We start from the raw sequence: 21,685 nt of genomic DNA on the forward strand, positions 1-21,685 counted from the left end.
TGTGACCTTAGTCACTTATTTTCACGCTCGAATTGGATTAGCTTGAACTTAGCTCAGGAACCCCTGACCAAAATCGCATCAAAGGCCGTTCGCACCTTTCGATCGAGGAGACTCTAAATGATTTCACTCCCCCAGACGGCGCCAAAGGTCGCCAAGCTCACTGCGCTTGGCATCGGCGTCGCCCTTCTGGCCACGGCTTGTGGTGGTGGCTCCACCCCAAGCGCGACCGAATCCTCCGCAGCGGCGGCAGGCGGCATCTCATGCCCAGCACCCAGTGCCACGGCCGGGGCGACCAGCACCTCCACAAAGACCGGCGGCGTGCCGGCAGCAACCACCACCACCCCCACACCGCTGAAAATTGGATCGCTTCTGCCGACGACGGGGTCGCTTGCGTTCCTTGGCCCGCCCGAAATTGCCGGTGTCAACCTCGGCATCAAGGAAGTCAACGACGCCGGCGGCGTGCTCGGGAAGCCGGTCCAGGTGGTGCACCGCGACTCCGGCGACACCAAGACCGACATCGCCACTCAGTCGACTACTGCGCTGCTGGGCCAGGGCGTCAGTGCCATCATCGGTGCCGCGTCCTCCGGTGTGTCCAAGACCGTGATCAACCAGATCACGGGCGCCGGCGTCATCCAGTTCTCGCCCGCGAACACGTCCCCGGACTTCACCACCTGGGATGACAAGGGGCTCTACTGGCGGACGGCTCCCTCGGACGTTCTCCAGGGCAAGGTGCTGGGCAACTACATGGCCACGTGCGGCGCCCAGACTGTGGGCATGATTGTCCTGAACGATGCCTACGGCACGGGCCTGGCGAAGAACGTCAAGGCCGCCTTTGAGGCAGCCGGCGGCCAGGTTGTGGCCGAGGAACTGTTCAACGAGGGCGACTCGCAGTTCAGCAGCCAGGTGGACAAGGTGATTGCGGCCAAGCCGGATGCCATTGCCCTGATTACCTTCGATCAGGCCAAGAGCATCGTCCCGCTGGTCACCGGCAAGGGCATCAAGCCCACACAGCTGTTCATGGTGGACGGCAACACATCCGACTACAGCAAGGACTTCCAGGCGGGCACGCTGAAGGGCGCCCAGGGAACCATCCCCGGCACCTTCGCCAAGGATGACTTCAAGAAGAAGCTCCTCGCCATCGACCCCGCCCTGAAGGACTACAGCTACGCCGGTGAGTCCTACGACGCCGTCAACCTGATTTCGCTGGCATCCGAGGCCGCTAAGAGCACCAAGGGCACCGATATCGCGAAGCAGCTCAAGGCAGTCTCCGAGGGCGGCGAGAAGTGCACGGACTTCGCGTCCTGCGTCACGCTGCTCCGCAACGGCAAGGACATCGACTACGACGGCCAGTCCGGTCCGGTATCCTTCTCTGACGCTGGTGACCCGACGGAAGCCTTCATCGGCATCTACGAGTACCAGGACAACAACAAGTACACGCCGGCCAGGGAAGAGTTCGGCAAGCTGTAAGCCGTTCCCGCCGCACACCACGAAGCCCCCGTCCGGCCTGGACCAGTTCCAGCCGGACGGGGGCTTCTTGTGCGGTGCTTAGTCCTCGTCTGCCAGCGTGCCGAGGTACAGCTGGATGACCTTCGGGTCCTTCATGAGTTCACGGCCGGTGCCTGTGTACGCGTCCCTGCCCTGGTCCAGGACGTAGCCGCGGTCGCAGATCTGCAGGCAGCGGCGGGCGTTCTGTTCCACCATGATGACGGACACGCCGGCACGGTTGATCTCGTGCACCCGCAGGAAGGTTTCATCTTGCTTGACGGGGGAGAGGCCCGCCGAGGGTTCGTCCAGCAGCAGCACTGCCGGCTCCATCATCAGGGCCCGTCCCATCGCCACCATCTGCCTCTCCCCGCCGGACAGGGAGCCCGCACGCTGCGCCCTCCGTTTCCCGAGTTCCGGGAAGAGACTGGTGACGAAGTCGAACCGCTCGGCGAAGTCCTTGGGCCGCTGGAACATGCCCATCTGCATGTTTTCCTCGATGGTGAGGGTGGCGAAGACGTTGTTGGTCTGCGGCACGAAACCGACGCCCTGCGTAACGAGCTTGTTCGCCTTGAGCCCCGTGAGGTCTTGCCCTCTGACCACCACGGATCCGGAGTGCACCTTCACCAGGCCGAACATGGCCTTCAGCAGTGTGGACTTGCCGGCCCCGTTCGGGCCGATGATGCCGATCAGTTCGCCCTTCCGGGCCTCTATGCTGCACCCGTTGAGGATGTTGACGCCTGGGAGGTAGCCGGCCACCAGGTCGGTCACTTTGACGACGGCGCCGTCCTCGGCTGCGCTGCTTGCGGCCGGGGCCGCGCTCGTGGCACTCATTCCTTGTCCTTGTCTGTGCGGCTGGCACCTGTGCGTCCGGTGTCCGGTCCGGCCTCGGTGATCGTGGGTGTGGTGGTGTCCAGCGCGATGATGCCGGCGTCCTCCGTGCCGACGACTGACTCCTCGTCCGCCGCGAGTTCCTGCTCCAGCTCTTTGATGCCCTCGGTGTCGCCGAGATCGACGTCGTGGTGGGCGCCCAGGTAGGCGTCGATGACGGCAGGGTCCTTCATGACCTCGCCCGGGGGACCCTCGGCCACGATCTTTCCTTCGGCCATGACCACCACCCAGTCCGCGATGTGCCGGACCATGTGCATGTCGTGTTCCACGAAGAGGACGGTCATGCCCTCGGACTTGAGGTTCTTGATGTGGTCCAGCAGCGACTGCGTCAGCGCCGGGTTGACCCCTGCCATCGGTTCATCCAGCATCACCAACTTGGGCCGGACCATCAGGGAGCGGGCCATTTCCAGGAGCTTGCGCTGGCCGCCGGACAGGGACGCTGCGTAGTCGTCCTTCTTGGTGTCGAGCTTGAACTTCTCCAGGAGGACGTTGGCGTGCTCGGTGATTTCCTTCTCGCGGCCGCCCCAGATGTTCTTGAACAGCGCCTTGGAGAGCCTCTCGCCCGGCTGGTTTGACGCGCCGAGCCGCATGTTTTCCATGACGGTCAGCTTGCCCATGACCTTGGTGAGCTGGAACGTGCGCACCATTCCCATTCTGGCCACCTTGTAGGAGGACACTCCGGCGATGCTCTGGCCCTCGAACTGCCACTTGCCCGAGTTCGGCGTGTCAAAGCCGGTGAGCAAATTGAACAGGGTGGTCTTGCCGGCCCCGTTGGGGCCGATCAGGGCGGTGATCTTGTGCCGCGGGATCTCGAGGTACTCGACGTCGACGGCGTTGATGCCGCCGAAGCTGCGGGTGACGTTTTCGGCGACGACGATCGCGTCCCGCTTCTTGCAGCCCGGGGTGTTGTCTCCGACGGCGATCGGCCGGGCATCAGTCATATAGTCGATGCCGGCTTCCATTGATTCTTCGCTGTGCTTGCTCATGCGAACGCCAGCTCCTTCTTGTTGCCAAAGACACCCTGCGGCCTGAAGATCATCAGCAGCATCAGGGCAATGCCCACGAGGATGTAGCGCAGCTGGCCGGCCTGGACCGTGGTCAGCCAGGTCACCGCGCCGGATTCGATGAGACCGTAGAGGACGCCCTGCGTGAGGGACAGGACCACCCAGAAGATCATGGCGCCGATCACCGGCCCCAGGACCGTGGCCATGCCGCCCAGCAGCAGGCAGGTCCACAGGAAGAACGTCAGCTCGGTGCCATAGTTGGCGGGCTGGACGGCGCCGCGGGGGAGCGTGAAGATCATCCCGGCCAGCGCGCCGAAGGTGCCGCCTATCACCAGTGCCTGCATCTTGTGGGCGTATACGTTCTTGCCGAGCGAGCGAACCGCGTTCTCGTCCTCGCGGATGCCCTTCAGCACGCGGCCCCAGGGGCTGCGCATCAGGAGCCAGACGAGGACGCAGCCGACGGCCACGAGTCCCCAGCCCACCACCCTGATGAAGAAGTCACGGTTGTTCATGCCGAAGTAGGAGCCCTCGGGGAACGGGTTCATGGAATAGAACCCGCCTTCGAAGGCGGCGAGCCCGTTGGCGGAGCCGGTCACGGATGTGAGCTGGTTGGTGGTGACGACGTAGCGGACGATTTCCGCTGCCGCGATGGTGACGATGGCCAGGTAGTCCGCACGCAGGCGGAGGGTGGGAATGCCCAGCACCAGCGCAAACAGCACCGAGCAGACGACGGCGATCAGGAGACCTACGAAGAAGGGCGCCCGGAAGCTGAGCGTCGAGATCGCGAAGCCGTACGCACCCACCGCCATGAAGCCGGCCTGGCCGAAGTTCAGCAGGCCCGAGTAGCCGAAGTGCACGGCAAGGCCCAGCGCCGCGAGGGCGTAGGCCGCCGTGGTGGGGCTGAACAGTTCGCCGGCGGCACTGGAAAGGATGAATCCGAAGTCCATGGTTTTCTCCTAACCCACCCGCTCGCGACGGCCAAGAATGCCTTGGGGCCGGAACAGGAGGACAACGATCATGATGAAGAGTGCTCCCACGTATTTGAGGTCGGCCGCGAGGCCGAACACGGTGGTTAATTCCACGAAGATGCCGACGATGACCGATCCGATGAGGGCGCCGAAAACGGTGCCCAGGCCGCCGAGGGTCACGCCGGCGAAGATAAGCAGCAGGATCTGCGAGCCCATGTCGAAAGTGACGCCCGGTCGGTAGTAGGCCCAGAGGATGCCTCCCAGCGAGGCCAGCACCCCGCCCACGATCCAGACCAGGCGGATGACGCCGTCGACGTCGATTCCGGAGGCGGCCGCAAGGGCCGGGTTGTCGGCCACCGCGCGGGTCGCCTTGCCGAGCCTGGTTTTCAGGAGGACGATGCCGATGATGCCGATCACGACGGCGCTGATGACCAGGGACCACAGGTTGTTGGGGGAGATGGAGACTGGGCCGATCTGGATCTCGGCGCTCTGGGCGAAGGGCAGCTGCTGGGTGGCTCCGCCGAAGTAGAACTGGATGATGTAGCGGACCGCCAGTGCCAAGCCGATGCTGACGATCATCATGGGCACCAGGCCTGTGCCGCGGCGGCGCAGCGGACGCCAGAGCCCGGCGTCCTGCGCGTAGCCAAAGAGTCCGCCGCCCACCAGGGCCAGGACGATGGCCAGCCAGAAGGGCAGGTTCAGGGCACTGAATCCAAACACCAGCACGGCGCCGAGGGTCACCATCTCGCCATGTGCGAAGTTGGTGAGCCCGGTGGTGCCGAAGATCAGGGACAGCCCCACTGAGGCCAGTGCCAGCAGCAGGCCGAAGCTCAGGCCGGCCACGAGCCTGTTGAGCAGGTTCTGGCCAAAGTCCTGCTGCTGCACCACAATGCCCTTCCCGAAGGCGAAGATGACTGAGAGGTTTGACGTCTGGCTGAACGTGACATTTCGCGGATTCGACTGCCCTTCCGCGAGCTTGATCCCCTCGGGAAGCGTGGATTCGTCCAGCTGGATTTCATAGGTGCCCTGGCGGGGAACGCCTATCCGCCAGGACCCGTTGGCGGCCGAGGTCGCCTGTCCGGTGAATGTCCCGCTCTTGGCCGTAATCTTGACACCTTCGATGGGACGCCGAGAGTCGTCTCGGAGGAAGCCGCTGATGGTGTCCTGGAACTGCTGGTTCGACGGGGGTGGCGTCGGAGCTGGAGTGCCGGCCTGCGCTGCCGGCGCTGCGGCCAGCAGAAGTGCCACGACGGCGGAGGCAATGGCCCCCCATACCTTCAGCAGCCCGGCCGGCCGCCGGATAGGCAGGCCTCTCGGTGTGCGTCTCAAATTGAAAACCTCCACGTGGGGGTGGTTGCGGCTGCTTCGTTGCAGCTGCTGCGAACGGAGGATAGCGGACATCGTTGCTGGTGGAGCGGGTCTTGACTTGCTGTGATATCCGTCACCCTGACCCGCTTATCGTACAGCGCAAGCAGTACAAACCGCGTGGGCGGAGCTGACCATCAGATAGCGATCCGGTAACAACTCAAAAGCCCGCTCCCCGGGCGGAACTTTCCCTGCCGCTGGTGCGTAGGAATTGATAGCGTGAGCTTTAGGACCATCACTCAACCCCCTAGACGGAGGACACCCGCAATGGCACTTGGCGGAAACCCGATCTTCAACGGAAAGAATTTCCGTGGAGCCACCCAGGCACCGCCTGTCCCGCAGGCGTACGGCCACACCAACTACGGCCAGAACCAGTTCGGCCAGCCGGGCTATGGCCAGCAGGCTTATGGCCAGCCCGGCTACGGCCAGCAGAGCATGTCCAACGACCAGCTGCAGCAGATGTACAACCGGCCTGCCGCCGGCCCCGCCGAAACCGGGCGGATGACCTTTGACGACGTCATCATCAAGACCGCCATCTGCCTAGCCGCAGTCGTGGTCGGCGCCGCCGTCACCCTCACGGTGAGCCTCTCGCTCGCCAGCATGCTCATGATCGTGGGCGCGCTGGGCGGCTTCGTCCTGGCCCTCGTCAACACGTTCAAGAAGCAGCCGTCGCCGGCTCTCATCCTGGCCTACGCTGCACTCGAAGGATTTTTCCTCGGCGGCCTGACCCGCATCCTCGACGGAATGTACCCGGGCGTCGGCCTGCAGGCGGTTATCGGCACGCTGTCCGTCTTCGCCGTCACCCTGGTGCTCTTCAAGAGCGGCAAGGTCCGCGCGACGCCCAAGGCGATGCGCTTCTTCATGATCGCCACCATCGGCTACGCGGTCTTCGCCCTGATCAACATGGTGATGATGTGGACCGGTGCGGTGGATTCCCCGTTCGGCCTGCGCACGAGCATGGAGATCGCTGGCATCCCGCTGGGCGTCTTCATTGGCCTGCTCGCGATCGGCCTCGCTGCCTTCTCGCTGATCATGGACTTCACCAGTATCGAGGCCGGTGTCCGCGCCGGAGCGCCGGAGCGCTTCTCCTGGACCGCCGCCTTCGGCCTGACCGTCACGCTCGTGTGGCTGTACGTGGAAATCATCCGCCTCCTGGCGATCCTCCGCGGCGACGACTAACTGGCAACGAAAAGCCGGCGCACCGCCGTCGTAATTCAATAGTGCCAGCAACCCAATAGCACCAACAGAAAGTGGGCCCCGCCAACCGGCGGGGCCCACTTTCGCGTTAAGGCTGGAGTTTTTGTCCACTTATTGGGACTTCGGGGGCCTTAAAGTCGCGACAAGTGGACAAAAACTCCAAGCTAGGTGAGGCGCTCCAGCACCACGGCCATGCCCTGCCCGCCGCCGACGCACAGCGTGGCCAGGCCAAGCGTCCCGTCCGTCTCCCGCAGTCCGTTGAGCAGCGTGGTGGTCATCCGTGCACCGGTCATGCCGAACGGATGGCCCAATGCGATGGCGCCGCCGTGCACGTTGAGTTTTGCCGGGTCGATCTTGAGTTCACGGGCGCTGGCCACCACCTGGACGGCGAAGGCCTCGTTGAGCTCCACGAGGTCGATGTCGTTCATGTCCAGGCGGGAGCGGGCGAGCGCCTGCCGGGAGGCTTCCACCGGCCCCATCCCCATCAGCTCGGGGGACAGTGCGGTGGCTCCGGTGGAGACGATCTTGGCCAGCGGCTCCAGCCCCAGGTCCTTGGCCAGGTCGTAGCTCATGATGACCAGGGCAGCGGCGCCGTCATTGAGCGGGCACGCGTTGCCTGCGGTGACGGTGCCCTCCCGGCGGAAAACCGGCTGCAGGGAGCTGACGGCTTCGAGGGTCACGCCGGGCCGCGGCGAGTCGTCCCGGTCCACCATGGTGCCGTCCCGCCGCTCGTACGGTGTGAGTTCGCGGGCGTAGAAGCCGGAGGCGATCGCGGCTTCGGCCCGGTTCTGGCTCAGCACGGCCCACTCGTCCTGGTCCGCGCGGCTGATGCCGTAGGAGGTGGCAACGTTCTCGGCCGTCTGGCCCATTGCGATATAGATGTCCGGCATGCGGCCACCCAGCCGCGGATCCGTCCACGGCGTGTTCGACTCGGCGCGTGCGGCCGTCCTGTGGCGGGCCGGTTCGAACAGCGGGTTGTGGTTACCGGCTCCGGTTTCGCCTGCCCCGGCCCAGTCCTGGTAGCGCGACACGGCTTCGACGCCCCCCGCCACGAACGCCTGGCCCTCGCCCGCCCGGATGGCATGGAAAGCCATCCGGAGCGTCTGCAGGCTGGAGGCGCAGAACCTGTTGACCGTGGCGGCGGGCACGTTGTCCAGGCCGGCGAGGACGGTGACGACGCGGGCCATGTTGGAACCCGCCTCGCCGCTCGGTTCGGCGCAGCCGAGGTACAGGTCGTCCAGGCCGGGCCCGCTGTCCCCGGTGGGGTCGAACGCCGGCAGTTTGGCCAGCGCCGCCCTGACCATGGCGGCGGCCATATCGTCCGGCCGCTCGTCCTTAAGTGAGCCCTTGAAGGCGCGGCCGATCGGGCTCCTGGCGGTTGAAACAATGACTGCTTCAGGCATGCGACCAGCCTACGCCCGTACCCCCGCATGAACAGCTACGCCAGCCGCATGGCCCCGGCCGCCGGGGTGACCGTAAAGATGTCCGGAGCGGTGTACCCCGCCTTCGAAAAGGCCCGTACGACGGCGGCACGCACCTGCTGCTCCTCGCTCACCGGGGTCAGGGCGATGGCGGCGCCGCCGAAACCTCCGCCGGTCATCCGGGCGCCGATGGCGCCGTTTGTGCGGGAGGCCTCGACGGCGAGATCCAGTTCGGCGCAGGAGATCTCGAAGTCGTCGCGCATGGATGCGTGGCTGGCGTCGAGCAGGCCGCCAATGGCCGAGGGGCCCTGCTGCCCCAGGAGTTCCACGGTCTGCAGCACGCGGTCGTTTTCGGTGACGACGTGCCGGACACGGCGGAACGTGACCTCGTCCAGCAGCCCGCTGGCTTCCTCCAGATCGCCCGGCGTGACATCGCGCAGTGCCTTGACGCCCAGCACCTCGGCGCCCAGTTCGCAGGAGGCGCGGCGGGAGGCGTAGCCGCCGTCGGCATGGGAATGGGACACCTTGGTGTCGATGACCAGCAGGACGAGGCCGGCAGCCTCGGCCTCGAAGGGGACCAGCTGGACGCTCTGGTCGCGGCAGTCCAGGAACACAGCGTGGCCCTTCGAGCCGCGCAGCGAGGCGGACTGGTCCATGATGCCGGTGGGTGCACCGACGAAGTCGTTCTCCGCGCGCTGGGTGGCCAGCACCATGTCCTCCGGTGCCAGGCCAGCGCCGGTGAGGTCATTGAGTGCCGAAATCACCGCGCATTCAATGGCGTGCGAGGAGGACAGCCCGGCGCCGAGGGGGACGTCCGAGTCCAGCAGCAGGTCCAGGCCAGGGACGTCGATGCCGCGCTGCTGCAGGGACCAGATGACGCCCAGCGGGTACTTGGTCCAGCCCCTGGCCGCCGGGCCCGACAGTGAAGAGGTGTCCGCCGTCGTGATGCCCTGGTCCCCGTAGGTCGAGAGCAGGCGGATGGTGGAGTCGGGGCGGACCCCCACGGCCACGCGGGCGGTCCGGTCGATGGCGAACGGCAGCACGAAGCCCTCGTTGTAGTCCGTGTGTTCGCCGATCAGGTTGACTCGGCCGGGGGCCTGCCACACGCCGTCGGGCTGGCGCCCGAACGCGGCGGAGAACCTGGCCTCGAGGTCGGTGGTGGTGGCGGGGGCGGTCATGCGTGGGCTCCTTCGATGAGGTCTGGTTCGGTGAGGCCGGCTTCGGTGAGGCCCGGTGCGGCCGGAGCGAGTGCCTCGGCCGGGGATGCCGGAACGGTCACCGAGCGCAGCCGCTCGGCCACCTGTTCGGGTGTGGTGTCGTTGATGAAGGCGCCCATGGCCGCCTCGGAGCCGGCCAGGAACTTGAGCTTGTCTGCCGCGCGGCGCGGGGAGGTCAGCTGCAGGTGCAGGTAGCTGGCGGGGCGCAGGAGGTCATCCACCGGGGCCTGGTGCCAGGCCGAAATGTAGGGCGTCGGGGTGGGGTAGAGGGCGTCGAGGCGCTTGAGCAGATCCAGGTAAACGTGGGCCAGTTCGTCCTTCTCCTCCCCGGTCAGCCCGGCAAGGTCGGCGACCTGGCGGTGCGGAGCGAGGTGGATCTCCAGCGGCCACCGGGCCGCGAACGGAACGTACGCGCTGAAGCTGTCGCTTTCGAGCACCATCCGGCTGCCGTCCTCCCGTTCGGAGCGCAGCAGCGAGCCGGTCAGCGTCTGCCGCCCGCCGGCGTCGTCATAAAACCTGCGCGCGGCGGCGCCCATGACGGCGGCGCGCGGCGTGACGTAGGGGTAGGCGTAGATCTGGCCGTGCGGGTGGTGCAAGGTGACGCCGATGTCCGCGCCGCGGTTCTCGAACGGAAAAACCTGCTTGATCCCGGGCAGAGCGCTGAGGGCTGCCGTCCGGTGCGCCCACGCCTCCACCACGGTGCGGGCGCGGGTATCGCTCAGGCCGCTGAAGGATCCCGTGTGCTCCGGGGTGAAGGTGACAACCTCGCACCGTCCGAAGGCGGGGCCCGTGGTGCCCCAGCCCGGGTTGGCCGGGACCGGGCCCAAAGCCGGGCCGAGGGAGGGAAAGCGGTTCTCGAACACCACGACGTCATAGTCCGGGGCGGGGATCTCCGACGGGTTGGCGTCAGTGGTGGGGCAGATTGGGCACTGGTCAGCAGGCGGCAGATGCGTACGCGTCTGCCGGTGCGCGGCCACGGCCACCCATTCGCCGGTCAGTGCGTCGTACCTGACTTCGCCGGGCTCCCCGCGGGGCGGAAGGTCCCTTCGGTCCTGGCTCGCCTCGACGGGGCGAGGGCGGGCTGAGCCGGCGTCGTCGAAATAGAGCAATTCGCGGCCGTCGGAGAGTTGGGTGCTGGTGATGTGGGTCATGCGTCGTGTCCTTTGAACGCGGGAACCGGCGGTGTCTGGCCGTCCGGGAGGCGGGGAGTGGAGGGGGCCGGTGTTGAGGGGTTTGGTTTTGCGGGAGCCGGGATCCCGGGGGCGGCAGCTATGCGTGCCAGCCGCAGCTCCCCGACGGACTGCCGGAGCAGCTCTTCGGCGCCAGGGCCGGCGGAGCCTCTGCTGATCCGGTCGTCGGTGATGAGGGTGCCGACGGCTGACAGCGGGGCGATCCCGGCGAGCCCCACGCTCCCGTACTTCGTGGCATCTGCGAGCACTGCCAACGTGTCCGACGCCGCGATCATGGCGGCGTTGACCTCGGACTCGAGGAGGTTCGGTGAGGTGATGCCGGCCTTCGGGTCGAAGCCGTGCACGCCCATAAAGCACAGGTCGGCATGCAGGGTGTGCAAGGCGTGCACGGTTACCGGGCCCACCAGGGCCTCGGAGGGTGTCCGCTGGCCGCCCAGGACCACGGTGCGGATGGCGCCGTCGCCTGCCGGCTCCAGGGCACCAGCCACCATGAGGGAGTTGGTGGCCACCGTGAGCCCTAGGTCCCGGGGGAGCAGCCGCGCGAGCTCATGGGTGGTGGTGCCGCCGGAAACCAGCAGGGTCATGCCGGGGCGGAGCAGCGTGAGCGCCTCCGCGGCGATGGCCCGTTTCGCCTCCGTTTCCCGGGCCGATTTGGCACCGAATCCCGGTTCGAGCGCACTGAACGCCGCGGCGCGGGTGGCGCCGCCGTGAACCCGGAGCAACTGGCCTTCGGCGTCGAGTGCGTCGATGTCGCGCCGGACTGTCATTTCCGACACGCGGAGCAGGTCTGCGAGTGCCGCCACGCGAACGGTGCCTTCGGCGTCGAGCTCCTGGAGGATGCGGTGTTGCCGCTGCGTTGCAAGCAAGTTGTTCCTCCGTTCGTGTGGGCTTGGAAGCCTGTGGGCCAGGTCACTATTTGTGGCTGTTCCCATTGTGGCACAAAGCGATCAAAAACAAATACTTTCTAACAAAATATAACAGAAAGTGTTCCCTGCGGCCCGGTGCATGCGTTGTGGGGCGTGCGTTGTACGGTAGGTCCATGACTTCCGGTGCGGCTTCCGAAACGAGCGATTTCCCCACGGCCAGCGATTCCCAGACTGCCCAGCAGCGCTACGCCACGGGCAGGCAGTACGAGCTCAGGCGGGGCGATGCGCTCGCCGTGGTCACCGAGCTGGCTGCAGGGCTGCGATGGTACAGCCGGGGAGACGTGCAGCTGACGGAGTCCTACGGGGACTCCGACATTCCGCCCGGCGCCACGGGCATCACCCTGGCGCCGTGGGCCAACCGGATAGAGGACGGCGTCTGGCACCTGAACGGCAAGAAGCAGCAGCTGGACATCACCGAGGTTTCAAAAAACAACGCCAGCCACGGGCTCCTGCGCAACGCCTCGTACGCCCTGGTTGCCGAATCCGAGTTTGCCGCGACGCTCGAGGCGACCATCTTCCCCCAGCACGGCTACCCCTTCCTGCTGCGGCACCGCGTGGAGTACTCCCTGGCCGAGGACCTGGGCCTGGAGGTGCGGCAAACGCTGGTCAACGATTCCGAGGCCGAGGCGCCGTTCGTGCTGGGCGCGCACCCGTATCTCCGGATCGGCGACATCCCCTCCGAGGACCTCACACTGAAAGTGGATGCGGCAACGCGGCTGGTGGCGGATGAGCGGCTCATCCCGCGCAGCTCCGAACCCGTGTCCGCGGACAGTGACCTGCGGCAGGGGAGGACCGTGGGGGGCCTGGATCTCGACGCCGCCCTGACGGATTTGGCGTTCGACGGCGGGATCGCCGGCCACACGCTCACCGCACCGGACGGCCGCAGCGTCAGCCTGTGGCAGGACGAAACCTGCCCGTTCGTCCACGTGTTTGTCAGCCGTATCTACCCCGGCCGGCCCGCGGCCGTGGCAGTGGAACCGATGACGGGTCCGGCCAATGCCTTCAACTCCGGTGACAGCCTCCGCTGGCTTGCGCCCGGGGACTCGTTCACCATCACCTGGGGTATCCGGGCTGACTTGGCTGGTGCCTAAGTGACTGACCTGCGTTGGCCGAACTAGGCAGTGCACAGTTAGAGCAGTGCATAGCCTGAGCAGTGCACAGTCGCGCCGTGGCGCGTTTCCCATAGCCGGGCGGCTAGGGAAGTATTGGGCTATGACGCCAGCAAAGGACGCCACACCAGACGACGCAGCCAACACGACAGACAGCGGCAAAGCCACGGGCGGGGCGAACAGGCCAGTCGCTGACCGGCCCTTTGGACGGCTGGAACCGCGGCGCATCAGGACCGACCGTGACCTTGAGCAGGACATTCCCTACGGCGTGCGCATTGCGGCGGCATGGGCCTGGCGGCTGGGGCTGATCCTGCTGATGACCGGTGCCCTGGTCTGGCTGCTGGCCAAGGTCACCTTCCTCATCATTCCCGTCATGGTGGCGGCACTGCTGGCCGGCCTGCTGAGCCCCGTGGTGAAGTGGCTGCGGGGGTCGCGCGTCCCCAACGGGGCCGCCGTCGCCATCACGGTCCTGGCGTTCATCGGACTCATCGCCGGTTCCCTTGCCCTCGTGGGCCGGCAGCTGGCCCTCGGCTTCCAGGAGCTGTGGAGCGAGGCGCTGAGCGGGGTCAAGCAGATTCAGGACTGGTTGTCGCAGGGGCCGCTTCACCTGAGCGCGGCGCAGATCGACCAGTACATCCAGGATGCCACCGCCGCCTTGCAGAACAACAGCAGCAGCATCCTCAGCGGCGCGCTCTCCTTCGGCAGCACGGCAGGGCATTTTGCGGCCGGGATGGTCCTGGCCCTGTTCATCCTGATCTTCTTCCTCCTCGAAGGCGGCCGCATCTGGGCGTTCCTGGTCCGGCTCCTCCCTCGGCAGGCGCGGATCCCCGCCGACGGCGCCGGGCGGCGCGGCTGGGCGTCAATGGTCAGCTATGCGCGGATCCAGATGTTCGTGGCCTTCGTGGATGCCGTGGGCATCGGCGTCGGCGCGGCAATCATCGGTGTCCCGCTTGCCCTGCCGCTGGGCGTGCTGGTCTTCATCGGCTCGTTCATCCCCGTGGTGGGTGCGCTCGTGACAGGTGCCATCGCGGTGCTGCTCGCCCTGGTGGCCATCGGCCCGGTCAGCGCCCTGATCATGCTGGGCATCGTGCTGCTGGTGCAGCAGCTGGAAAGCCACATCCTGCAGCCGCTGGTCATGGGCAAGGCCGTCGCCCTGCACCCGGTGGCCGTGATCCTGTCCGTTGCTGCCGGTTCCTACCTCGCCGGCATCCCCGGGGCGCTGTTCTCGGTCCCCATCCTGGCCGTAGCAAATTCGGCGATTCGGTATATTGCTGCCAGAACGTGGGAACATGAACTTGTGCCGGCTGCCGCGGGTACCGCAGACCTGGCCTCTGCCGAAGAGGACAACACCTTCAAGGAAGCCCGGCTGCCGGGCTCGCATTCCGGCCGCGGCAATGCTGCCGGCACTGCACAAGGCACCCCGGGCGGCAAGGCCGCTCCCGGTGCCGACATCGAATCACCCAAAGGAGAATAGTTCGTGAACACCCCCGAAAGCCTTCCCGTCACGCTGGACGATGTCCTTGAGGCGCAGAAGCTGCTGGACGGGATTATTGCGCGGACGCCGGTGGAGTCCTCCCGGGCCTTGGGCCGCATGGTGGGCGGTGAGGTCTACTTCAAGTGCGAGAACCTGCAGCGCGCAGGCTCCTTCAAGGTGCGCGGCGCCTACGTGCGGATGGCACGCCTCTCCGAATCGGACAAGAAGCGCGGCGTGGTGGCGGCTTCCGCCGGCAACCACGCCCAGGGCGTGGCCGTCGCCGCCAAGAGCCTGGGCATCAAAGCCCGCATCTACATGCCGCTCGGCGTGGCACTTCCCAAACTCGCCGCGACGCGCAGCCACGGCGCCGAGGTGGTCCTGCACGGACACAACGTGGATGAGGCCCTGGCAGAGGCCCAGCGTTATGCCGACGATACCGGCGCAGTTTTCGTCCACCCTTTCGACAACGTGGACGTCGTTGCCGGCCAGGGCACCCTGGGCCTGGAGATTCTCGAGCAGGTGCCCAACGTCGACACCATCCTGATGGGCGTCGGCGGCGGTGGCCTGCTGGCCGGCGTCGCGGTGGCCGTCAAGGCCCGCGCCAAAGAACTCGGCCGCGACATCCGCATCATCGGCGTCCAGGCAGAAAACGCGGCCGCGTACCCGCCGTCGCTGGCAGCGGACGCCCTGGTGCCGCTCAAGAAGGTTTCCACCATGGCCGACGGCATCGCCGTGGGCCGGCCCGGGCAGCTGCCGTTCAGCATCATCCGGGAACTGGTGGACGATGTGGTCACCGTCAGCGAAGACTCCCTGGCGCGGGCCCTGATCTTCCTGCTGGAACGCGCCAAAATGGTGGTCGAGCCCGCCGGTGCCGTGGGCGTGGCGGCCCTCATGGACGGCAAGATCGAGAACCCCGGAACAACCGCCGTGGTCCTGTCCGGCGGCAACATCGACCCCATGCTGATGCTCAAGGTGATCCAGCGCGGCCTCTCCGCCGCCGGCCGGTACATGACCGTGCGGATGATGCTTGATGACCGCCCGGGCTCGCTGGCCACCATTGCCCGCATCATCGCCGAGAACGACGCCAACGTGACGGGTCTGGACCACACCCGCGTGGGCGGCTCCATCAGCATGGGCGACGTTTCCATCACCGTGAACCTCGAGACCAAGGGCCACGAGCACGGCGAACAGGTTCTCGGCGCCCTGCGCGCCGAGGGCTTCCAGCCAATCGTGGTGCACTAGGGGACGCGATGCTGGAAAGCCCGGGAGAGGCACCCGCCACGAGGGAAACGGCCGCGGCCCGTGCCAAGGGCGGGCTGCTGGTGGTGGGATCGTTCGTGGCGCTCCTGTTCGCCATCGAGCTGCTCAACACGGTGCTGCTGCACTCGCTGAACGGCGTCTTCGGGCTCAGACCCAGAAGCGCCGACGGCATCCTGGACGTGTTCACCTTCCCGCTGCTGCACGCCAACCTCAACCACGTGCTGTCCAATGCGCTGCCGCTGATTATCTTCGGGTTCCTGGTGTTTCTGTCCGGGCTCCGGGTCTTCCTCACGGCCGTTGCCTGCAGCTGGCTGGGCTCCGGGCTGGCCGTCTGGCTGATTGGCGCCGGCGGGGTCACCGTGGGCTCGTCCGGGCTGGTCTTCGGCCTGTTCGCGTTTCTCCTGGTGCGCGGATTCTTCAACCGCAGCTGGTGGCAGATCCTTCTTTCGGTGGTGCTGTTCCTGGCCTACGGCAGCATCCTTTTCGGAATCATTCCGAACATCGCCGGATACGTGTCCTGGCAGGCCCACCTCGGCGGCGCCGCAGGCGGCGTCCTGGCCGCGGTCGTGCTCCGGGCGCGGGCATCCCGGCGCTGACATTCCTCTCACCCGCCGTAACGCACGACTTAAAGCACGACGCCGGCCGTCCCCGAAGGTGGGGAGGCCGGCGTCGTGCGTTTGCTGCGACCGCGGACGGACGCAGCGTTAGCCCGAGTAGGGCTTGGCGGAAATGATCTCCACCGAGATGTCCTTGCCGTTGGGGGCGGTGTAGCTGAGCTTGTCGCCCTCCTTGTGACCCATGATCGCGGCACCGAGCGGGGACTTGTCGCTGAAGACGTCCAGGTCGGAGTCGCCGGCGATTTCGCGGGAGCCGAGCAGGAAGGTCTCCTCGTCACCGGCGATGCGTGCGACGACGATCATGCCGGGCTCGACGATTCCGTCGTCTGCCGGTGACTCGCCAACGTGGGCGTCGCGGAGCAGGACGGTCAGCTGGCGGATGCGGGCCTCGATCTTGCCCTGCTCTTCCTTCGCAGCGTGGTAGCCGCCGTTCTCCTTGAGGTCACCCTCCTGGCGCGCAGCGTCGATCTTCTGGACGATTTCCGCACGGCCGGGGCCGGAAAGGTGGTCCAGCTCTGCCTTCAGGCGGTCAAAAGCTTCCTGGGTAAGCCAAGCTGCAGGCGCGCTGTTAGTGGTAGACACGGACTTCTCCTCTAGTGGGTGTACAAGCGGTCGTACAAAACAAACACCCCGCCACGGTGGCCACCTGTGGAACTCAGTAACCATCTCAGCGGGGTAAAGGTATTGATCCATTGTAGTCAATCCCGTGGAGTAAACCCAATAACCGAGCGGCGTGGGTCACATGCCTTCTTCTGCTGCCCGTTTTCCTGTGGGCCCTTGGCGGGCCCTTAGACGCCTCTAGGAGGCCGCGGGCTTCGGAATCCAGCAGCTGTCCACGACGCCCGAGACGGCCTGCGATTCGGTGCGCAGGAGAACCCGCTGGGCAAGGGTGCGCCCGCCGTCGCCACTCTGTGCCTGCGCGTCCTGCTCCACCGGCGGAATGTCGACCACTTTCCAGCCGACCACGGCGAACTTGGAGTCGAGCGCCTTGATGGCGCACTTGACTGCCGTGCCGGGTTCCCTCGTCACCTGGAAGTCCACCTCGGCCTGGGTGGCATCCGTGGTCCGGTAGCCGATGTCCTTGAATGTCACCGACGCCGTCGCGTTGGACGTGGAGACCCAGGCCAGGAAGCCCATTCCGATTGCCAGGGCAACGATAACCGCCCAGCGCCTGGCGTTTCGGGACATCCTGCGCTTTGGACGGCCATAGCGATTGGCTAGGCTAATGTCTGCAGGCTGGGAAGTGCCCGACTTGTCCTCGGTAGTCACCCTTCCAGTTTAGTGGCGATTCCCCCGGGCAATTATCCGGCGTCAGCACTGCAGCCAGTCCCAGGAGAAAGAGGAGCAGTCCCAGATGACAGCGTCCACCAGCCAGCCGCCGAAGCTTCGCCTGCTGACAGTCCACGCCCACCCGGATGACGAATCCAGCAAGGGCGCAGCCACCATGGCCATGTACGCCGCGGCCGGTGTGGACGTTATGGTCGCCACCTGCACGGACGGCTCACGCGGTGACATCCAGAACCCGGCCATGGAGGGCGAGCCCCATCCGAAGCGCGACATGGCCGGTGCCCGCCGCCTCGAAATGAAAGAGGCCGCCCGGATTCTGGGCATCCGGCAGCGCTGGCTGGGCTTCGTGGACTCGGGGCTACCCGAAGGCGATCCGCTCCCGCCCCTGCCGGCCGGCTGCTTTGCGCTGCAGTCCCTGGAACGGGCCGCGGGCCCCCTCGTCAGGCTGGTCCGGGACTTCAAGCCGCACGTCATCGTCAGTTATGACGAAAATGGCGGCTACCCGCATCCGGACCACATCATGGCGCACCGGGTTGCCGTGGAGGCCTTCGAGGCCGCAGGGGACCCCGCCAGGTACCCCGGCACCGGTGATGCGTGGGAGCCGAGCAAGCTCTACTACGACCGCGCCTTCAGCCCGGAGCGCTTCCGTGCCCTGCACTTTGCCCTGGAAGAGGCCGGGCTCCAGTCGCCCTACGCCCAGCGCCTTGCCGCCTGGCTTGAGGCCGACGCTGAAGGGCACACGCCGCCTCCGCCCGCGCATGAAACAACCACGCAGGTGGACTGCGGCGACTTCTTTGCAGCCCGCGACGACGCCCTCCGGGCCCACCGGACCCAGGTGGACCCGCTGGGCTTCTTCTTCGCCGTGTCAGCGGAGATGCAGGCGCGTACCTGGCCCTGGGAGGACTACACGCTGATTCAATCGAAGGTGGCTACGGAGCTGCCGGAGAAGGACCTCTTCGCGGGGCTAAGATAGAGACAAGAGACATTTTCTATCCCACGTAGAAAACCGCGTAGAAGAACCCGCGCAGAAGACCGTGTGGCGGCCAAGCCGGCCGCGGCTGCGCGCGTACCAACGGGCCGGGCGTTAGCCCGCGCGGCGGACATCGGCCCCAGCCTTGAGAAGGTTTGAACAGTGCACCATTTGCTCATCGCCCTGGCATCGTCCCCGGCACCCTCGCCGGGGCTGCGCCCCGGCCTGTCCCAGGACCAGGTCACGCCCGGCCTGCTGGGATTCCTGCTGACCGCCTTCATTGTGGTGCTTTCCGCGCTGCTGATCGTGGACATGGTGCGCCGCATCCGCCGGGTGCGGTACCGCGCCCAGGTGGAGGAAGAACGGATGGCCGCCGCCGAGGCCGCGGACATCTCCCGCGACGATGCCGCCAACGGCAATGCAGGCCGCGCCGACACCTGATCCACGATCAGGGCAGCCCGGATCACGGGAGCCCAGGCCGGGGGAGCGCAACGCCCTCGGCGCGGAACCCTCTGCCTACCTGCGCCAGCATGCCGGCAACCCGGTCCACTGGCAGCCCTTCGGGGACGCCGCCTTTGCGAGTGCCGCGTCCCGGGACGTCCCCGTGTTCCTGTCCATCGGCTACGCCGCCTGCCACTGGTGCCACGTCATGGCCCGGGAATCCTTCGAGGACCAGGCCACTGCTGACTACCTGAACGGCCATTTCGTGGCGGTGAAGGTGGACCGTGAGGAGCGTCCGGACGTCGATGCCGTCTACATGGCCGCCACGCAGGCCATTAGCGGCGAGGGCGGCTGGCCCATGTCCGTCTTCCTGACCCCGGAGGGTCAGGCGTTCCATGCCGGCACGTACTTCCCGCCGCGGCCCATGCCCGGGCGGCCCTCCTTCCGCCAGGTCCTCGAGGCCGTGCACGAGGCGTGGACGGACCGCCGCGGCGCCGTGGAGGAGAACGCCCGCTCCCTCGCACAGAACATGGGCCAGGTGCAGCTCGCGGCGGCCGTTGACGTCACCCGGCCGCCGGAACCGCTCGACGCCGGACTGCTGCCCGCCGCCGTGCGCTCCCTGGCGGGGTCTGAAGACCCCGACGACGGCGGGTTCGGCACCGCCCCCAAGTTCCCGCCGTCGGCCGTTCTGGAGTTCCTGGTCCGGCACGCGGCGGTGCCCTCGGACACCGCCGAAGAGGCCGGGGAGATGGCCGGGCGCACCCTCGCGGCCATGGCCCGCTCGGCGCTCTTCGACCAGCTCGACGGCGGCTTCGCGCGCTATTCGGTGACACGGGACTGGTCCGTTCCGCACTTCGAGAAGATGCTGTACGACAACGCCCAGCTGCTGCGCGTCTACGTGCATTGGATCAGGCTCGGCGGAACGGCCGGGTTCCCGGCCACCGAGGCCGCCGACGTTGCGGCGCGCACCGCCCACTGGATGCTCACGGCCCTGGGGCTGCCCGACGGCGGACTCGCGTCCTCGCTGGATGCGGATACCGTGGTGGACGGCGAGCACCACGAAGGGGCCAGCTACCTGTGGACCCCCGGTGAGCTGGAGCAGGTGCTTGGCGCGGAGGATGCCGCGGCCGTCGCCCGGATGATGAACGTCGGCCCGCGCGGCACCGTCTCGGAACTCGGCTCGCCGCTGCACCCGGGCCGGGCGCTGGACGGTGACGAGGCGCGGCTCTGGCTACACGTGATGCCCAGGCTCCGGGAAGCCCGGGCACGCCGGCCGCAGCCCGCGCGGGACGAGAAGGTGGTGGCGGGCTGGAACGGACTGGCGGTGGCTGCGCTCGCAGAGGCCGGGGCAGTCCTGGACCGGCCGGACTTCGTGGCGGCAGCCGGCCGGATCGCCGGATATCTGGAACGGGTCCACTGGCGGCCAGACGCCGTGCAGTCGGCGCCGGGGGAGTTGGTCCGTGTTTCGCATGGCGGCGCGGCCCGGGGGATCGGCGGCCTGCTCGTGGACTATGCGTTCTGCGCGGACGGCTTCCTTGCCTTGTACTCGGCCACCGGCTCGGCGCGCTGGTACACGCTGGCCGAGGCGGTGATCCAGGCGGCGTGCACCCGGTTCGTGGATGACGGGCGACTCGCCGACTCGGCCGGGGAATCGGCGCAGGTGGTCAGCGCCCAGGGCGGGAAGCCCGGCCTCGACTTCTTTGACGACGCCACGCCCAGCGGGGCTGCGGCCTTTGCCGGGGCCCTGCTTAGCTATGCTGCCCTGTCCGGGTCCGCGGAACACCGGATCATGGCCGGGAATATCCTCTCGCTCCTGCCCCCGCTCGCCACGCGGGCGCCGCGCGTCGCGGGCTGGCTGCTGGCCACAGCGCAGGCCGCGCTGTCGGGGCCGCTGGAGGCCGCCGTCGTCGGACCTGCCAGTCCCGAACGCGACGCCCTCCACCCGCCGTCGTCGGACCTGCCAGTCCCGAACGCGACGCCCTCCACCGCGCGCTGCTGCTGTCCCCGAGTCCGGGGCTGCTGGTGGCGGTTGGCGAGGCTGAGGCGGACGACGGCGGGAGGCCGGCCGGGGTGCCGCTGCTGCGGCAGAGGCCGGCCGGGCCCGGCGGCGGGCCGCTCGTCTACGTCTGCCGCGGCATGGTCTGCGACCGGCCCGTGGCGACAGTTGAGGCGGCGCTGGAACGGGTCAGCTCAGCACTGCGATGAGGATGGCCGCGAAGTGCGCGGCGAAGGCCAGCACCGTGAAGGCATGGAACAGCTCGTGGAAGCCGAAGTGCCGGTAGCTGAAGTTGGGCTTCTTGAGGGCGTAGAACACGGCCCCGGCGATGTACAGGGCCCCGCCGACGCAGATGAGCAGTGCCGCCGGGACGCTCGCAGCGAAAAACGCAGGCAGGTAGACGAGGGACCCGCAGCCGAGGCCGATGTAGATGGGCACGTACAGCCAGCGGGGTGCGTCTGTCCAGAGCAGCCGGAACAGTACGCCCAGGATTGCGGCGGACCAGATCAGCCAGAGCAGGAACTCTGCCGTCGGCCTGTCCAGGAGGCTCCACGCGAGCGGCGTGTAGCTGCCGGCGATCACCAGCATGATGTTGGTGTGGTCCAGCCGTTTGAGGACGCGTTTGACGCCGGGGGACCAGTTGCCGCGGTGGTATACAGCGCTGATGCCGAACAGCAGGACTCCGGTGAGGGCGTAGATGGCGGACGTGATCTTGCGGTCCGCGGTTGGCGCCACCGCAACCAGGAAGATCCCGGCAGCCAGGGCGAATGGCGCAGTGACCGTGTGGATCCATCCCCGCCACTTGGGCTTGATCGTCAGCAGTTCCGCGATGCGTGCCGCGGCGTCGTCCATGGCGGTGGGTTCTGCCTT

The 21,685-nt window shown here is 67.2% G+C and carries 19 protein-coding genes and 1 pseudogene; 9 read left to right on the forward strand and 11 right to left on the reverse strand.

The genetic code is table 11. From position 1 onward, the window contains the following. The first annotated feature begins 117 nt into the window (after positions 1-117). Complete coding sequence (locus G9E11_RS13690) at positions 118-1,467, forward strand: ABC transporter substrate-binding protein (protein WP_190606580.1); 1,350 nt, start codon at positions 118-120, stop codon at positions 1,465-1,467. Positions 1,468-1,545: 78 nt separating this feature from the next. Here the strand turns inward: G9E11_RS13690 and G9E11_RS13695 are convergent, their stop codons facing one another. The 4 genes from G9E11_RS13695 to G9E11_RS13710 are packed head-to-tail and all read right to left on the reverse strand — an operon-like array spanning position 1,546 to position 5,629. Next, entirely contained in the window at positions 1,546-2,316 is a 771-nt protein-coding gene (locus G9E11_RS13695; protein ID WP_190606582.1) for an ABC transporter ATP-binding protein, read from the reverse strand. Next, positions 2,313-3,359 carry an ABC transporter ATP-binding protein gene (locus G9E11_RS13700; RefSeq protein WP_190606584.1) on the reverse strand — a complete coding sequence of 349 codons (1,047 nt, stop codon included), beginning with the start codon at positions 3,357-3,359 and terminating at the stop codon, positions 2,313-2,315. The genes G9E11_RS13695 and G9E11_RS13700 overlap by 4 nt, the downstream gene beginning before the upstream one ends. Then, positions 3,356-4,324 carry a branched-chain amino acid ABC transporter permease gene (locus G9E11_RS13705; protein ID WP_190606586.1) on the reverse strand — a complete coding sequence of 323 codons (969 nt, stop codon included), beginning with the start codon at positions 4,322-4,324 and terminating at the stop codon, positions 3,356-3,358. The genes G9E11_RS13700 and G9E11_RS13705 overlap by 4 nt, the downstream gene beginning before the upstream one ends. A gap of 9 nt (positions 4,325-4,333) precedes the next feature. Then, positions 4,334-5,629 carry a branched-chain amino acid ABC transporter permease gene (locus tag G9E11_RS13710; protein WP_190607082.1) on the reverse strand — a complete coding sequence of 432 codons (1,296 nt, stop codon included), beginning with the start codon at positions 5,627-5,629 and terminating at the stop codon, positions 4,334-4,336. A 348-nt stretch (positions 5,630-5,977) separates the two neighbouring features. Here G9E11_RS13710 and G9E11_RS13715 point away from each other — a divergent pair, with 348 nt between their 5' ends. Beyond that, the gene (locus G9E11_RS13715) at positions 5,978-6,889 is read left to right on the forward strand and encodes a Bax inhibitor-1/YccA family protein (RefSeq protein WP_190606587.1); all 912 of its coding nucleotides are present in this window, start codon (positions 5,978-5,980) and stop codon (positions 6,887-6,889) included. A 182-nt stretch (positions 6,890-7,071) separates the two neighbouring features. On the opposite strand, the gene G9E11_RS13720 is transcribed toward G9E11_RS13715, so the two are convergent. From G9E11_RS13720 to G9E11_RS13735, 4 genes are read right to left on the reverse strand one after another with little or no spacing between them, the layout of a single operon-like run. After that, on the reverse strand, positions 7,072-8,310 hold the full coding sequence (locus tag G9E11_RS13720; protein WP_190606589.1) for an acetyl-CoA C-acetyltransferase: 1,239 nt from the start codon (positions 8,308-8,310) through the stop codon (positions 7,072-7,074). Between the two features lie 35 nt (positions 8,311-8,345). After that, the gene (gene galK, locus G9E11_RS13725; RefSeq protein WP_190606591.1) at positions 8,346-9,506 is read right to left on the reverse strand and encodes a galactokinase; all 1,161 of its coding nucleotides are present in this window, start codon (positions 9,504-9,506) and stop codon (positions 8,346-8,348) included. Continuing rightward, a complete protein-coding gene (gene galT / locus G9E11_RS13730) occupies positions 9,503-10,696 on the reverse strand; it encodes a galactose-1-phosphate uridylyltransferase (protein ID WP_190606593.1) in 1,194 nt (397 codons plus the stop codon). The genes galK and galT overlap by 4 nt, the downstream gene beginning before the upstream one ends. Continuing rightward, positions 10,693-11,601, reverse strand: a complete 909-nt coding sequence (locus G9E11_RS13735) for a DeoR/GlpR family DNA-binding transcription regulator (RefSeq protein WP_190606595.1) — start codon at positions 11,599-11,601, stop codon at positions 10,693-10,695. The genes galT and G9E11_RS13735 overlap by 4 nt, the downstream gene beginning before the upstream one ends. 173 nt (positions 11,602-11,774) lie before the next feature. Here G9E11_RS13735 and G9E11_RS13740 point away from each other — a divergent pair, with 173 nt between their 5' ends. The 4 genes from G9E11_RS13740 to G9E11_RS13755 all read left to right on the forward strand — a co-directional run bounded on the left by G9E11_RS13740 (position 11,775) and on the right by G9E11_RS13755 (position 16,100). After that, a complete protein-coding gene (locus G9E11_RS13740; RefSeq protein WP_190606597.1) occupies positions 11,775-12,752 on the forward strand; it encodes an aldose 1-epimerase family protein in 978 nt (325 codons plus the stop codon). 121 nt (positions 12,753-12,873) lie between these two features. Next, complete coding sequence (locus G9E11_RS13745; RefSeq protein ID WP_246468934.1) at positions 12,874-14,244, forward strand: AI-2E family transporter; 1,371 nt, start codon at positions 12,874-12,876, stop codon at positions 14,242-14,244. Between the two features lie 3 nt (positions 14,245-14,247). Then, the gene (gene ilvA / locus G9E11_RS13750) at positions 14,248-15,486 is read left to right on the forward strand and encodes a threonine ammonia-lyase (RefSeq protein ID WP_111904099.1); all 1,239 of its coding nucleotides are present in this window, start codon (positions 14,248-14,250) and stop codon (positions 15,484-15,486) included. 8 nt (positions 15,487-15,494) lie between these two features. Then, on the forward strand, positions 15,495-16,100 hold the full coding sequence (locus G9E11_RS13755) for a rhomboid family intramembrane serine protease (protein ID WP_190606599.1): 606 nt from the start codon (positions 15,495-15,497) through the stop codon (positions 16,098-16,100). 108 nt (positions 16,101-16,208) lie between these two features. Here G9E11_RS13755 and greA read toward each other — a convergent pair whose 3' ends face one another. Together greA and G9E11_RS13765 are read right to left on the reverse strand one after the other, a co-directional pair. Continuing rightward, complete coding sequence (greA, locus tag G9E11_RS13760; RefSeq protein ID WP_111904101.1) at positions 16,209-16,703, reverse strand: transcription elongation factor GreA; 495 nt, start codon at positions 16,701-16,703, stop codon at positions 16,209-16,211. 216 nt (positions 16,704-16,919) lie between these two features. Further along, positions 16,920-17,390, reverse strand: coding sequence for a DUF4307 domain-containing protein (locus G9E11_RS13765; protein ID WP_190606601.1), 471 nt, complete (start codon positions 17,388-17,390; stop codon positions 16,920-16,922). Between the two features lie 85 nt (positions 17,391-17,475). Here G9E11_RS13765 and mca point away from each other — a divergent pair, with 85 nt between their 5' ends. The 3 genes and pseudogenes from mca to G9E11_RS21645 form a co-directional block, all read left to right on the forward strand. Then, positions 17,476-18,381, forward strand: a complete 906-nt coding sequence (gene mca / locus G9E11_RS13770) for a mycothiol conjugate amidase Mca (protein ID WP_190606603.1) — start codon at positions 17,476-17,478, stop codon at positions 18,379-18,381. Positions 18,382-18,540: 159 nt separating this feature from the next. After that, positions 18,541-18,819 (forward strand): hypothetical protein, encoded by a 279-nt coding sequence (locus tag G9E11_RS13775; protein ID WP_190606605.1) that lies wholly within the window; start codon positions 18,541-18,543, stop codon positions 18,817-18,819. Continuing rightward, positions 18,797-19,291: pseudogene (locus G9E11_RS21645) on the forward strand (DUF255 domain-containing protein); the annotation flags it as partial. The gene G9E11_RS13775 and the pseudogene G9E11_RS21645, both read left to right, overlap by 23 nt. 1,713 nt (positions 19,292-21,004) lie before the next feature. Here G9E11_RS21645 and trhA read toward each other — a convergent pair. Next, the gene (trhA, locus tag G9E11_RS13785; RefSeq protein WP_190607086.1) at positions 21,005-21,667 is read right to left on the reverse strand and encodes a PAQR family membrane homeostasis protein TrhA; all 663 of its coding nucleotides are present in this window, start codon (positions 21,665-21,667) and stop codon (positions 21,005-21,007) included. Positions 21,668-21,685: the final 18 nt, after the last annotated feature.

This window comes from Arthrobacter ipis, from assembly GCF_014694315.1.
GTDB classification, from domain to species: domain Bacteria; phylum Actinomycetota; class Actinomycetes; order Actinomycetales; family Micrococcaceae; genus Arthrobacter; species Arthrobacter ipis.